This is a genomic window from Undibacterium sp. KW1, assembly GCF_009937955.1.
Lineage (GTDB): Bacteria > Pseudomonadota > Gammaproteobacteria > Burkholderiales > Burkholderiaceae_D > Undibacterium.
The window spans coordinates 6,124,831-6,138,776 of the sequence record NZ_AP018439.1; the positions used below are offsets into that span (position 1 = coordinate 6,124,831).

Annotated in this window: 15 protein-coding genes; 6 read left to right on the forward strand and 9 right to left on the reverse strand. The window is 51.4% G+C overall.

Going from position 1 to position 13,946, the window contains the following annotated elements:
• Position 1: 1 nt before the first annotated feature.
• From rsmG to UNDKW_RS27705, 3 genes are all read right to left on the reverse strand, one after another.
• Positions 2-652, reverse strand: a complete 651-nt coding sequence (gene rsmG, locus UNDKW_RS27695) for a 16S rRNA (guanine(527)-N(7))-methyltransferase RsmG (protein WP_162061391.1) — start codon at positions 650-652, stop codon at positions 2-4.
• Positions 653-785: 133 nt separating this feature from the next.
• The gene (mnmG, locus tag UNDKW_RS27700; RefSeq protein ID WP_162061392.1) at positions 786-2,741 is read right to left on the reverse strand and encodes a tRNA uridine-5-carboxymethylaminomethyl(34) synthesis enzyme MnmG; all 1,956 of its coding nucleotides are present in this window, start codon (positions 2,739-2,741) and stop codon (positions 786-788) included.
• A gap of 185 nt (positions 2,742-2,926) precedes the next feature.
• Complete coding sequence (locus tag UNDKW_RS27705) at positions 2,927-3,721, reverse strand: TSUP family transporter (RefSeq protein WP_232063147.1); 795 nt, start codon at positions 3,719-3,721, stop codon at positions 2,927-2,929.
• A 200-nt stretch (positions 3,722-3,921) separates the two neighbouring features.
• On the opposite strand from UNDKW_RS27705, the gene UNDKW_RS27710 reads away from it, so the two are divergent.
• The 6 genes from UNDKW_RS27710 (at position 3,922) to UNDKW_RS27735 (ending at position 8,973) form a co-directional block, all read left to right on the forward strand.
• Positions 3,922-4,461, forward strand: coding sequence for an alpha/beta hydrolase (locus tag UNDKW_RS27710; RefSeq protein ID WP_162061393.1), 540 nt, complete (start codon positions 3,922-3,924; stop codon positions 4,459-4,461).
• 33 nt (positions 4,462-4,494) lie between these two features.
• Entirely contained in the window at positions 4,495-4,797 is a 303-nt protein-coding gene (locus UNDKW_RS27715; RefSeq protein ID WP_162061394.1) for a prolyl oligopeptidase family serine peptidase, read from the forward strand.
• Positions 4,798-5,040: 243 nt separating this feature from the next.
• Positions 5,041-6,198 (forward strand): iron-containing alcohol dehydrogenase, encoded by a 1,158-nt coding sequence (locus UNDKW_RS27720; RefSeq protein WP_162061395.1) that lies wholly within the window; start codon positions 5,041-5,043, stop codon positions 6,196-6,198.
• 125 nt (positions 6,199-6,323) lie between these two features.
• The gene (locus UNDKW_RS27725; protein ID WP_232063148.1) at positions 6,324-7,103 is read left to right on the forward strand and encodes a helix-turn-helix transcriptional regulator; all 780 of its coding nucleotides are present in this window, start codon (positions 6,324-6,326) and stop codon (positions 7,101-7,103) included.
• Positions 7,104-7,221: 118 nt separating this feature from the next.
• Positions 7,222-7,923 carry a lipase gene (locus UNDKW_RS27730; protein ID WP_174247619.1) on the forward strand — a complete coding sequence of 234 codons (702 nt, stop codon included), beginning with the start codon at positions 7,222-7,224 and terminating at the stop codon, positions 7,921-7,923.
• A gap of 90 nt (positions 7,924-8,013) precedes the next feature.
• Positions 8,014-8,973, forward strand: coding sequence for a HEAT repeat domain-containing protein (locus UNDKW_RS27735; RefSeq protein ID WP_162061397.1), 960 nt, complete (start codon positions 8,014-8,016; stop codon positions 8,971-8,973).
• A gap of 8 nt (positions 8,974-8,981) precedes the next feature.
• Here UNDKW_RS27735 and UNDKW_RS27740 read toward each other — a convergent pair whose 3' ends face one another.
• From UNDKW_RS27740 to UNDKW_RS27765, 6 genes are all read right to left on the reverse strand, one after another.
• Entirely contained in the window at positions 8,982-9,401 is a 420-nt protein-coding gene (locus tag UNDKW_RS27740; protein WP_162061398.1) for a DUF4279 domain-containing protein, read from the reverse strand.
• A 114-nt stretch (positions 9,402-9,515) separates the two neighbouring features.
• A complete protein-coding gene (locus UNDKW_RS27745) occupies positions 9,516-9,899 on the reverse strand; it encodes a hypothetical protein (RefSeq protein ID WP_162061399.1) in 384 nt (127 codons plus the stop codon).
• Positions 9,900-9,955: 56 nt separating this feature from the next.
• The gene (locus UNDKW_RS27750; protein ID WP_162061400.1) at positions 9,956-10,366 is read right to left on the reverse strand and encodes a hypothetical protein; all 411 of its coding nucleotides are present in this window, start codon (positions 10,364-10,366) and stop codon (positions 9,956-9,958) included.
• A 126-nt stretch (positions 10,367-10,492) separates the two neighbouring features.
• Positions 10,493-11,473 (reverse strand): branched-chain amino acid ABC transporter permease, encoded by a 981-nt coding sequence (locus UNDKW_RS27755; protein WP_162061401.1) that lies wholly within the window; start codon positions 11,471-11,473, stop codon positions 10,493-10,495.
• An 11-nt stretch (positions 11,474-11,484) separates the two neighbouring features.
• On the reverse strand, positions 11,485-12,369 hold the full coding sequence (locus UNDKW_RS27760) for a branched-chain amino acid ABC transporter permease (protein WP_162061402.1): 885 nt from the start codon (positions 12,367-12,369) through the stop codon (positions 11,485-11,487).
• A gap of 311 nt (positions 12,370-12,680) precedes the next feature.
• The gene (locus UNDKW_RS27765; protein ID WP_162061403.1) at positions 12,681-13,901 is read right to left on the reverse strand and encodes an ABC transporter substrate-binding protein; all 1,221 of its coding nucleotides are present in this window, start codon (positions 13,899-13,901) and stop codon (positions 12,681-12,683) included.
• Between the last annotated feature and the right edge of the window lie 45 nt (positions 13,902-13,946).

The window sequence follows — 13,946 nt, forward strand, 5'->3', positions numbered from 1 at the left end:
ATCAGGCCTGGGTTTTCTTGATAAAGACGAGGTGACGTTCTGCCTGTAAACCAGGCACCGTCAAGGCTTGCAACTTATCCACATGCCAGCCAGCAGGCAGGCTATCTATTTCCTGCTTCGGTTCCACGCCTTTCATGGCGATGAACTGGCCACCATCCGCCAGCAGGTGACCGGACCAATTGACGAAATTGGCCAGCTCAGAAAATGCGCGTGAAGTGATGACGTCAAATGCTTCTTTGACCTGCAGAGCTTCTACCCTGCCAGTATGGACGGTGACATTCTTCAAACCCAGCTCAGTCTTGGCCTGGGTCAGGAAGGCAGTCTTTTTACTGACCGTATCTATCATGGACACTTTTGCCTGTGGATAAGTAATGGCCAGCATCATACCGGGCAAACCACCACCGGCACCTACATCCAGTATATTTTTTGCATCCTTGAATGCCGGAGCCGCAGAAAGCGAATCCAGCAAATGTTGCCTGACCATTTCTTTGGGGTCGCGGATAGCCGTCAGGTTATAAACAGAGTTCCATTTTGACAATAATGACAAATAAGCAATCATGTTATCAATTTGATCATTATTTAGATCCAGCGCCAATTCCTCAACACCGCTCTGTAACATCGATCTTAACTGTGCTTGTTCCACGTGAATCATACGGCCCCACCCTCGATTAACTTCTTGTTTTTCATTTCAGTTTTATTTTTCGTTTTAATTTATTGTGCTTGGCAGGCATACTCATGCCAATGCGCTTGCAAAAACACGCCTGCAATCTGATGTTCCACGTGAATCAATCTACTGGGGTGTCAGCAACCGTCTCAGGCATTACATCTGCATTCGCCATGAACTCTTTAAAACCACGCTTCTTCAGATGTACCAAAAGCAGGGAAATCGCGGCAGGCGTCACGCCAGAAATACGGCCACACTGGCCAAGGCTTTCAGGCTGATGCTTGTTCAGTTTTTGCCTGACTTCGATAGAAAGCCCATTGACTTCCATATAGTCAAAGCCAACTGGCATTTTGAGATTTTCAAAATGCGCATGGCGTTCAACCTCTTTGGCCTGCCTGTCGATATAACCGGCATACTTGACCTGTATCTCCACCTGCTCGCGCACATGTGGATCAAGCACACCTGGCCCGGCCAGTTCCTGCCCTTCCACACCTTGCAGACTCATGAGGCTTTCATAAGTCACTTGTGGACGACGCAATAAATCAGCCAGGGAATATTCACGCTCCAAAGCCTTGCCAACGACACGCTCAGCTTCTACATCTGCAAGGATGCGCGGATTGACCCAGGTCGAGCGCAGCCTCTCCATTTCACGTGAAACACTTTCACGCTTTTCTTCAAACTGCTGCCACTGCGCATCGCTGACGCAACCGAGTTGACGTCCTATCTCAGTCAGGCGCATATCGGCATTATCTTCACGCAGACTGAGGCGGAATTCGGCACGGCTGGTGAACATGCGGTAAGGTTCTTGCACGCCCTTGGTAATCAGGTCATCCACCAGCACACCGAGATAAGCTTCATCACGGCGCGGCACCCAGGCTTCTTTACCCTGGGTTTTCAGTGCTGCATTCAAGCCTGCCAACATACCTTGAGCTGCTGCTTCTTCGTAACCTGTCGTGCCGTTAATCTGCCCGGCAAAGAACAAGCCCTCAATTTGGCGAGTCTCCAGCGACGATTTCAAACCACGCGGGTCAAAATAATCATACTCAATCGCATAGCCAGGACGCAGGATGTAAGCGTTTTCCATACCGCGCATGGAACGCACGAGGTCCAGCTGCACATCAAAAGGCAGGCTGGTAGAGATACCATTAGGGTAAAACTCATTGGTCGTCAGGCCTTCAGGCTCCAGGAAAATCTGGTGCGACTCTTTGCTGGCGAAGCGGTGTATTTTGTCTTCTATCGATGGGCAATAGCGTGGCCCTACCCCTTCAATAACCCCCGTGTACATGGGGCTGCGGTCCAGACCGGCCCGGATAATGTCGTGGGTTTTTTCATTGGTATGGGTAATCCAGCATGGCAACTGCCTTGGATGCATGCTGGAATTGCCCATATAAGAGAACACTGGCACAGGATCAAGATCACCCGGCTGTTCTTGCATCAGTGAAAAATCGATGCTGCGACCATCTATACGTGGTGGCGTACCAGTCTTCAAACGACCTTGTGGCAGCGCCAGCTCTTTCAAACGAACAGACAAAGATATCGCTGGCGGGTCACCGGCACGGCCTGCCGAGTAGTTATTCAAGCCCACGTGAATCTTCCCATCAAGGAAAGTACCTGCTGTCAGCACGACGGCGCGGGCGCGGAACCTGATGCCAACCTGGGTCACGGCACCGACAACACGGTTACCTTCGACCAGCAAATCATCGACAGCCTGCTGGAACAACCACAGATTAGGCTGATTTTCCAGGCGACTACGTATCGCCTGCTTGTACAAAATACGGTCCGCCTGGGCACGGGTGGCACGCACTGCTGGGCCTTTGGATGAATTCAGGATACGGAATTGTATGCCTGCCTCATCAGTGGCAATCGCCATGGCACCGCCCATGGCATCGACCTCCTTCACCAGATGACCCTTACCTATCCCACCTATGGATGGGTTGCAAGACATCTGACCCAGGGTCTCGATATTATGGGTCAACAACAGTGTAGATTGCCCCATACGAGCAGAGGCAAGTGCAGCTTCGGTACCGGCGTGACCGCCGCCGACGACGATAACATCGAATTCTTTTGGATAAAACATGGTGGATTTCTGAGAAACTTGGGACGGGAGGCACGATTATAGTTTGTTTTGCGCGTAAACTTTTGCAGAACTAAAGATTCTCTTTTTATTTAGAACCATGTTTCACGTGAAACATGAGCATCTGGACATAAAAAATGGGACCAAAGTCCCATTATCACTAACTGATTGTTTCACGTGAAACACTACTATTTGAGAAAGCCATCGTAAGTCGTCTTGCATATCAGCGCCACCACCACGCCAAGGAACATCTTGCGAACAAACGAGGTACCACGCTTTATTGCCAAATGACTACCTAAAATAGAACCGCCAACACCACATACCGCCATCGTCAAACCCAGCATCCAGAGTACGTGGCCGCTATAACCAAACCAGATAAGTGCCGCAGTATTGCAGGCAACATTCAATACCTTGGCTGCAGCAGAGGCACGCAGGAAGTCATAACCAAAGATACGCACGAACAAAAACATGAAGAAACTGCCTGTACCCGGCCCAAAGAAACCATCGTAAAACCCTATGCCTGCACCCACCAGCATAGCCATATAGGTTTCTTTTGACCCCGAGAATACAGGTCTATTGTCTGCACCAAACTCTTTCTTCATGAAGGTATAGACAGCCACAGCCACCAGGATAAAGGGTAAAGCCTTGCGCAAATAGGTGGGCGGAATATGTGTCACAAGGAAAGCCCCGGCAAAAGAAAACGCAAATGCCATGAATGCGGCTGGTGCCACCATGCTCCAGCGCAGGCTGACTGTCTTCATATAGCGAGTCGCTGCGACTGTCGTTCCCCAGATACCTGCCATCTTATTGGTACCCAGCAAGGTAGCAGGAGCCGTCCCTGGCATGAAAGAGAACAAGGCGGGAACCTGTATCAAACCACCGCCACCGACGATGGAATCAACAAAACCAGCAAAGAAGGCAGCCAGGGCTAAAAGAAAAATATCCATATTGAGCACGTTTGATTTGTAATGAGGGGTCATCATGTTGCCTCAAGAAAACACCTGAAGAAGCAAACATGGCACAAATAACTTATACAGAAGCAAGCTGTGGGCAACAAGGTACAGGCCGTGCCATAACAGTTGCAGCAGTAGCTTGCCTGTTTGACTGGCTGTGACAAATCAGACAAGATGCAAATCCGGTGTAATCAACCTGTCGCTATGTGTCTTTCACAAGGATCAACGCAATGAAGATATCCCTGTCTCTGATGTTTGCAGCATGCATCTTGTTCAGCACCGGCAGTAAGGCGCAAGCAGAAATCGAAATCCCCTTATGGCAAAACGGCGCACCCGGCCTGCAACATCAACAGGCAGAGGCAGCAGAAGACAGGCATGAAACTGGCCGCCTCGACAGATACCTCAGCTATGTCAGCAAACCTACGCTGACCATTTATCCGGCCCCAGCCGACAAGGCCACTGGGACGGCGGTGCTGGTCGTACCAGGCGGTGGCTTCCGTTATGTCTGCATAGACAAGGAAGGCATAGAAGCCGCGCACTGGCTGAATGCCCAGGGGATCACCGCCGCCGTACTCAAATACCGCACCCCGGCACTGGATACCGAGCGCAAATGGAAAGCCATACAGCCTCTGACAGCAGACACCAGCCGCGCCATGCGGGTTCTGCGGCAACATGCAGCAGACTGGAAAATCGACAGCAAGAAGATAGGCGTACTCGGTTTCTCTGCTGGCGGCGTCATGGCCTTGCAACTGTTGATGAATCAGGATTAAGGCGACTCAGGCGCTGCGGACGCCACAGAAAAATTGGGCAACCGCGCAGACTTTATCGCCCTGGTATATACCGGGGTCCCCGGTGGAAAAATCCCAAAGGCCGGCAAGAACACCCCGCCCGTATTCATAGTCCATGCCTCGGACGATCCCAAAGCCCCACCGGTGGTTGCCGCAAAAATCTATCAACAATTACTGGAAGGCGGTGCCCAGGCAGAACTGCATGCCTTCCGCCGTGGCGACCATGGCTTTGGCATGACACCCGCCAGCGGCAGCGTGCGCAACTGGACCAGCCTGTATGCCGACTGGATGCGCGATTTGAAACTGTTGGACAAATAACATTGCTCGCGAAGTCCTTAAGGCCAGCATGTGCTAAGGTAGATATCCCTACAACGAGCTAAGAACCTGTTTACGATCTGTAGCGAGCGTGCGTCAGCGGGGTCAGGGTAACCAAGCGCAGCGCAAAAAGCGGAATGTACTCTAGTACATGAGCATTTTGAGCAGCACATGAGCCCCGCGCAGACTCCGATTGCGCTCGCGCAGTAAGATCGAAAACAGGTTCTAAATGAAAATGAGATAAAGATGAACGACTTTGAATTCAGAACCGTCCCCAGCCTGATCAGCCAAACCGGTGCAGCAACGCGCCTGGGCAAAATCATACGCCAGGAATTTCCAGCGATTAGCCATGTACTGCTGGTGACCGATGCCGGTTTCCTGCGTACCGGCCTGGTCCAACCTGCAATTGACAGCCTGGAAACGGAACAACTCAAAGTCAGCATTTTCTCCGATGTGATTGCCGATCCGCCAGAGTCCATCGTCTTGCAGGCAGTAGCCAATGCCCGTGACCTGCAAGTCGAACTGGTGGTCGGTCTGGGTGGTGGCAGCTCCATGGACGTGGCCAAACTCATCGCCATCCTGGCAGGCAGTGATCAAAGCCTGTCCACCATGTATGGCATAGGCAATGTCAAAGGTAAGCGCCTGCCATTGATACAAATCCCGACCACGGCAGGCACAGGTTCTGAAGTCACCCCTATCTCCATCGTCACCACCGGTGCCACCACCAAGATGGGTGTGGTCGCGCCGCAACTGTATGCCGACATCGCCATCCTCGATGCGCACCTAACGACAGGCTTGCCAGCCAAGGTCACCGCTGCCACCGGCATTGATGCCATGGTGCATGCGATTGAAGCCTACACGACCAAGCACAAAAAGAACCCGCTGTCCGACATGCTGGCGGTACAGGCATTGAAATTACTCTGGAACAACATCGATGAAGCCTGCACCAATGGCGGCAACCTGGCGGCAAGGCAGGCCATGTTGCTGGGTGCCATGCTGGCCGGGCAGTCCTTTGCCAATGCGCCCTGCGCCGCAGTGCATGCGCTGGCCTATCCGGTGGGCGGCATCTTCCATGTGCCGCATGGTTTGTCGAACTCCCTGGTCTTGCCACACGTGCTGCGTTTCAATGCGAGCCACGCGGCTGAACTGTACGCAGAGCTGGCCGCCATCATCGCACCAGCAGCCACAGGAACGGCAGAGCAGCGTTGCCACGCCATGATCAAGGCCATGGAAGACCTGGCAGTGCGGGTAGGGATAGAAACCCGCCTGAGCCAGGTAGGCATCACAGAGAAAGACCTGGACCAGCTCGCCAGCGACGCCATGTTGCAAACGCGCCTGCTGGGTAATAATCCACGTGAAGTAACGAAGGAAGATGCCAGGGCAATTTACGCAGCGGCTTTGTAAGTAGAAGGATAGTAGTTGAGGACGGCGCATGGAGCGGTAGCTATGCACCGTCCTTGCAAGCCTTGGCACATCACATCTCCCCCGCATCACGCACCTCCTCAGTAGCCTGAAGGACGATTCCAGACATGGTGAACTTTGCGCATGAAGTCTCCGGTAATTCCATACTGCCCATCATCATGGCTTGTGCGGCAACCCGCAATGCCGATGACTTCAGCCTGATCGCCCAGGGGATTTTGCGCGAAGTCTTGCCGCATGAAATGATGGTCTGCGGCATAGGCGGCGTGAGCCCGCAGGGCAACTATGTACATAAGCTGCTGCAGTTCAACTGTCCGGTTGAAACATATCAATACTATCAATCCCTGCTAGACAGCAAAGGCCGGGCCAATAGCCCCCTGATGCAAAAATGGCGCGAAACCCAGGAACCAGTTTTCTTCCAGGCCGGACGTGATGATCATGCAGTTCCTGCTGACTGGTTGGCTTCATTCAGGAAGCAGAAAATGCATAACACCGTCGCCCACGGCATGCTGGACCTGAACGGACATTTCTCCAGTTATTTCATCTTTACAAATCTACCCTTTGAAGTCAGCCATCAACACGCATATCTGCTGAGCCTGTTGACACCTCATCTGCACCTGGCACTTGCCCATGCCCTGACAAACGTAGAAGAATTTCCCGTCAAGCCCGGTATCAGCAACAAGACCCTCAGTAAACGGCAAAGAGAAATCCTGCACTGGCTGCATGAAGGCAAAACCAACTGGGAAATCGCCACCATCCTCGGGCTCACCGAAGTCAACGTCAAATACCACATAGACCAGATCTTCGCCAAACTGGATGTACGCAGCCGCGTACATGCCGTCGCCAAAGCCTATGAACTGGGCTTGCTGTTACCAAACCATAAAAACTGACATACACCTCAACTACTATCTGAATGGATAGTGGTGCTCCTGCCGACTTGCTCCTACCCTGTTTTTTCCCGCGAACCAAAGCGCGGGATTACATAAAAAAACCACTGGAGACAACACCATGCAACATCGCACACTCGCCCGGGTGCTCATTGCCATGAGCCTCAGCTTTATCGCCTGCGTCAGCCAGGCCGCCTGCCTCGACAATGTGGTACTGGTACACGGCAATGCCGGTTCACCGTCGGACTGGAATGCCACCGTCAGCACCCTCAAAAGCCAGGGGTATACCGATGCCCAGTTGTACCGCCCCAACTGGGGTTCCAAGACCAACCCCTCCATCAATGACCATAGTGCCGCCAACACCAATCCCGTCAAAACATCCATGCAGGCAGCCAAGGCTGCATCATGCACTGGCAGGATCGACGTCATCAGTCATTCCATGGGCGTGACGCTGGCGATGAAAGCCATCAATGAGCTGGCCTACTCTACGTCCGTGAATTCCTTCATCGGCATCGCCGGTGCTCAGCATGGGCTGGAGTCTTGCGGCGTTTATCCCTTCAATGTCTGGACTCCAACCTGCGGCAGTAATGGCCTGTCCATAGACAGCCCGCTGATACTCTCAGTCAAGAACAAGCGCTACGGTAGCAAGATGTATTCGATCAAAAGCTATATCGATGAAGTGGTCTGTTACGGCAGTTGCTATGTGTATGGTTCGCACACCAGCAATATCGATGGCCAGAATGCGACGTATGACTTTGCCCTTGGCCATTTTGGTTTGAAGGACTATACGACGAATACCCAGGCCAGCCTGGTATTTCAATAAAACAGTATCTTTGAAAAAAGTGCCAGACTCTCGCTCATGGACTAACGCAACAACATCCGTCCATGGGCAGTACTAACCAGGATTAAGACCGTGAAAAAATTCCTGCCTCTGCTTGCCCTGCCCGTCCTGGTTTTACTGGCGACCATGATCATATCGTCCAGTCAGGACAGCGCAGACCAGCCAGCATTGCAAGATGCCGCGTTGACACAAAACCCGCCCGCAGCACCTGCCAAAAACAGCCTCGCCCAATTCACCAGTCTGTGGCGCAATGCAGGCAGCACTGAAGCCGAAAAGAGCGATCCCTTCGATATGCTATGGGCACGCGTCATCGCGGCAACAGACCAAGGCAACACGGGCGACGATGCGGAGGATCAGTTAAGAATACTCATGCAAGAGCGGCCCTATTATCTGAAACGCATCATCAGTCTGTATGAAAAAGAACCGTCAGCTCGGGTCAAAGAAATCATCAGGAATCTGTTGTCAGGCATCCGCAGTCCAGAAGTATTCGCGCTGTCCAGACAACTTGCCAGCAGTGCCGATAGAGAGCAGAGAATCGCTGGCCTGATCATGCTGCGCAACCTGCATATCTATCCCCAGGAAGAGCGATTACTGATCAGCCTGTCACTCAATAATGAACAAGAACCCGCCGTCATCCTGCAGGCACTTTCTGCTTTGAAGCCGCCAGCACCAGCAGCGTCTGATGCACCAGCCAGCAGTGCTGCGGTGGACAACATCGATGCCAAAAGCCACCATGCCATCATCAACCTGCTACAAAGCCTGACGCACAACACCGACCCGGCTGTACGTAGCCAGAGTGTATTGCAACTTGCCTTATGGGATAAAAACGAGAGCAGCCTCAGCTATTTTTCCGCAGCCTTGAATGACCCAGCAGCCAGTGTGCGCCAGACGGCCATCTTTGCCCTTGCCCAGTCAGGCAGCAATGCAGATAACGTGAAACAATTACTGGGTGGTGTCATCAGCAACGAAAACGAAAGTGCCCAGATCAAAGCGAGCGCCAGGCAGGTACTGCAAGCGCTGCATACATCGTGAGCTATCAATCAGGGATAGACATCATGCACAAAACTCAAACCCAGCCCGGCACAGCGCTGCATGAATTGCGGGCTCAGTTCCAGTGCATAATTGCGCTTGCCATAGGAACTCGCTTTCAAATGCAGGCGTGCATTCTGTTCTCTCAGCATCAACAGGAATTGCGCATGCGATGTCAGTTCCTCCATCACTTCTGCCAGAGCATCCTCCAGAATAATATCGGTGGAAAGAGATTCACCTCGCTCAAATGGATCGGCCCACCAATAACTTTCGGCATAAACACCGTCCAATAATTGCCCCTTAGGCGTTTGCCTTTGCGTACCAAACATCCATGAGCGTCTGGGCGTCATACCCAGGCGTTTGGTAATAAAGGAAGGATCGATATTGGGATGCCAGATTTGTAAAGAAAGGGAAAAGGAATAATTTTGCAATACAGGCTTTCCATGAAAAATTTCAACAACAAACAAGTTACTTTGTTACGCAAAGAAACTGAGAACTTTTAAACCGGCTCGCCAAGCTGCAGACCGCATTTGCCATACTTGTTTTCAGAGGTAATAGAACAGCAACAGGCTCAAACCTGAGCCAATGCCAAGCAAAAAAAAGCAGCGCTGATGCTTCTTGATATCGCTTGCCGGGAGATTGCCAGAGCCATCGCTGATGACAAACAGCATTCCCCATAAAGCATAGGCGAGACACAAGACAGCTTCAACAATGATATTCCCAAAGAAAAAGCCCATACAGGCAAAGACTAGCGCCGTATAAGGTATCAGCACCAAATGTGCTTTGTGCGTAAAAGCAAAGATCAACAGGCAGATGACGACGGCATAGGCTGCCCCTGTCAAACCACCAAGCATTGCAAAGGCAATCCTGTCCCATAAACTGGAATCAAGGTTCGGCGTGGCTGGCGTATACGGTGTTTTGGGTTTCATGCAAGCCCGAGAGAGAAATCCCTATATTTTTAATAAAATAATAACTGTACTTGTTGTTATCGCTTTTTATTAAAACTCGCCGTTCTTGCAAAAATTTTAAGCACCTCGTTGGTGCTTTCACACTTTGCAAGTTCGATGGATAGATCATGATCACTTGCCAAAGACTGCGCAACCTGTTTGAGCACTTTAAGATCCATATCACGTAAACTTTCTGCTGCCCCTAAAGTTACCTGTTTGTCTGCCAGACAAAACATGTTGATCAACAAGCTTGCTTCGCGCTCTACAGCGCCATCTCCCAAGATATAGGCGAGCCTCTCTTGCCATTCCATGCTTTGCGAACTCCAAAGGACTGAGAGTTCTTGCCATTCATAATCATCAAATTTTTTCAACTTACGAACAGAAAATTCGAAGCCATGGTCATACCAATAGTCGACGCTATGCCCATCTATAAAACCTGGGTCTATCATAGAAAAGAATATCAATCAAAAAATAATATCTATATCTGCATTCTTGCATAAACTGATTATCTAGCAAAAAATAAAGCCCCGTGAATTTCTTCACGAGGCCTCACTTGAAACAAGCAATTCACAATTTCAACTTGCCCGGGCTTTGCCATTCCTTTCCACATAAGCCATCAACTCACCAACAATACCGCGCCTGAAAGCCAGTACGCAGACAATGAAAATCAGGCCAGTGACGATGGTGACTGAATCGCCTATGGTGCGGAACCATTCTATCGTTGTCACGTTTGCCAGCAGGTTGCCGAGGTCACCCAGTTTGTTTTCCAGCGCGATGATGATGATGGCACCAACTATCGGGCCCACCAGCGTGCCCAAACCGCCCACCAGGGTCATCAACACCACCAGGCCAGACATAGACCAGTGTACGTCCGTCAGCGTCTCAAAACCCAGTACCAGGGTTTTGGTGGCACCGGCCAGGCCAGCCAGGGCAGCTGACAAAACGAAGGCCATGAGCTTGTAGCGATCTACGTCATAACCCAGCGAAATGGCACGTGGCTCGTTTTCCTTGACGGCTTTCAGGACCTGGCCGAACGGTGAATGCACGGTGCGCATGACGATAGCGAATCCAGCAATCGCCACCACCAGCACAAAGTAATACAGCGTCAGGTCAGAACTCAGATCCACCATGCCCAGCAGTTTGCCGCGTGGCACACCTTGCAAACCATCTTCACCGCCGGTGAACTTGGCCTGCAGGAAAACGAAGTAGAGCATTTGCGCCAGCGCCAGCGTAATCATGGTGAAGTAAATACCCTGGCGGCGTATCGCCAGTGCGCCCATCACCAGGCCTATCAGGGCGGCTGCCCCTACTCCCAGCAAAATCCCCAGCTCAGTCGGCAAACCGGCATCACGCAAGGCCCAGCCTGCGATATAACCGGCGGCGCCAAAAAAGGCAGCATGGCCAAAGGACAGCAAGCCGGTAAAGCCGATCAGCAAATTAAAGGCACAGGCAAACAGGGCGAAGCACAAGAGCTTCATCAGGAACACCGGATAGATAATAAACGGTGCCGCCAGTAACAGGGCAAAAGCAATGCCGTAACTGATTTTCTTATTCATGGTGGCTCCGTTCATTTTTCTTTACCGAACAAACCGGCAGGGCGGATCATCAGGACGATGGCCATGACGATGAACACAACAGTCGCCGACAGCTCAGGATAAAACACCCGCGTCAGGCCTTCGATAATGCCCAGGCCCAGACCTGTCAAAATCGAACCCAGAATAGAACCCATGCCACCGATCACCACCACCGCAAACACCGTGATAATCAGATTGGAACCCATCAGCGGCGACACCTGTATGACAGGTGCAGCCAGCACACCGGCAAAGGCGGCCAATGCTACACCGAAGCCGTAAGTCAGGGTCACCATCAGCGGCACGTTGACACCAAAAGCTTCGACCAGTTTGGGGTTTTCAGTACCGGCACGCAGGTAGGCACCGAGCTTGGTTTTTTCGATGACGAACCAGGTGGCAAAGCACACCACCAGTGAAGCTACCACTACCCATGCACGGTAATTAGGCAGGATCATGAAGCCAAGATTGGTCGCCCCTGTCAGTGCTTCCGGCACCTGATAAGGCTGGCCGGATACGCCATAGATGGAACGGAACACCCCTTCCAGCATCAGCGTGATACCAAAGGTCAGCAGCAGGCCATACAGATGATCAAGCTTGTACAGCCAGCGCAGCATGGTCTTTTCTATGATGATGCCAAACAGCCCTACCAGCAAAGGCGCAGCAAGCAACATGACCCAGTAATTGATACCAAAATAATTCATGCCCATCCATGCGAGGAAGGCACCCATCATATACAGGGCACCATGGGCAAAATTGATTACATTGAGCAAGCCAAAAATCACAGCCAGACCCAGAGACAGCATCGCGTAAAACGAGCCGTTGACCAAGCCCAGCAACAGCTGGCTCAGCATCGCTTGCAGCGGAATACCAAATATTTCCATGGCACGCTAAATAAAAAATGGATGGAAAGGGGAAGACCTCTCAACACAGAGGCACGGAGACACAGAGAAAATCAGGAGAAAAGCCGCATCTTTCTGGCTGATCAGTAAGCAATTTTTCTGTGAAAGACTCTGAGAGAAACGGTTTCGTTTTTAACATTGGAAGCATCGCGACGAAGTCCGCGACGCTTCCATTTCAAATTACAGGCACGGCATAAAATTCAATTCCCGGGATGCAGAGCAAGGCGCAAAACACAGCAATACTTTAGTATTGCGAGGCTTTGCAACGCAGCTATGCGCCCGGAAATTGGATTTTATTTCCAGAGGGAGCACTTGGATTCTGATTTAGTCGTGAAGGCTTGTTCACCCGGAATAGTCTGCGCCACCTTGTAATAATCCCAAGGTTCTTTCGACTCAGCGCTGGTCTTTACCTGCATGAGATACATGTCATGGATCATGCTGCCGTCGCCACGGATGTAACCATTTTTCGCATAGATGTCATTGACCTTGGCAGCCTTCAGTTTTTCCATGACCTTGGCTGTGTCATCCGTACCGGCTGCCTTGACGGCATTCAGGTAAGTCAGGGTCGCTGAGTAATCAGCGGCTTGCAGACTGGAGGGCATTTTCTTCATTTTTTCAAAATAGCGGCGCGACCATTTGCGCGCTTCTTCGTTCTGGTTCCAGTACCAGCTATCAGTCAGGTACATACCTTGCGTGGCATTCAGACCCAGCGAGTGGATGTCATTGATAAACATCAGCAAGCCAGCCAGTTTCATGGTCTTGGTAATGCCAAATTCATTCGCCGCTTTTACGGCATTGATGGTATCGCCACCAGCATTTGCCAGGCCCAGGATTTGCGCCTTGGAAGCCTGTGCCTGCAACAGGAAAGAAGAAAAGTCAGATGCTGACAAAGGATGTTTGACCGAGCCCGCCACCGTACCGCCATTGGCTTTGACAACATTGGCAGTGTCGCTTTCCAGTGAAGCACCAAAGGCATAATCGGCAGTCAGGAAATACCAGCTCTTGCCACCCTGTTTGACAACAGCAGAACCCGTGCCCTTGGCCAGTGCCACGGTGTCGTAGGCATAATGGATGGTATTGGCTGTACATTCTTCATTCGTCAGGCGGGCTGTGCCGGCGCCGATGGAAATGAAGATACGTTTCTTTTCAGCAGCCACTTTGGACATGGACAAAGAAGTACCGGAATTGGTACCGCCTATCAGCATATCGACGCCATCGCGGTCAAACCATTCACGGGCACGACTGGCTGCAATATCGGCCTTGTTTTGATGGTCGGCTGTGACCAGTTCGATTTTCTTGCCCAGTACTGTGCCGCCAAAATCGGCAATCGCCATCTTGATAGCTTCTGCACCGCCCTGACCATCGATATCAGAATACAGACCGGAAATATCGGTGATAAAACCTATCTTGACCGTGTCACCAGACACTTGCGCATTTGCATTCAGCGCCAGGCCAGCCAGTGCAGCGGAAACAGCGAGACTTGCTACTTTTAATTTCGTGAATGTTGCTTTCATGCGTCTTCTCCAATCATATTTTTATTCAAACCTGCTTCACCAAGA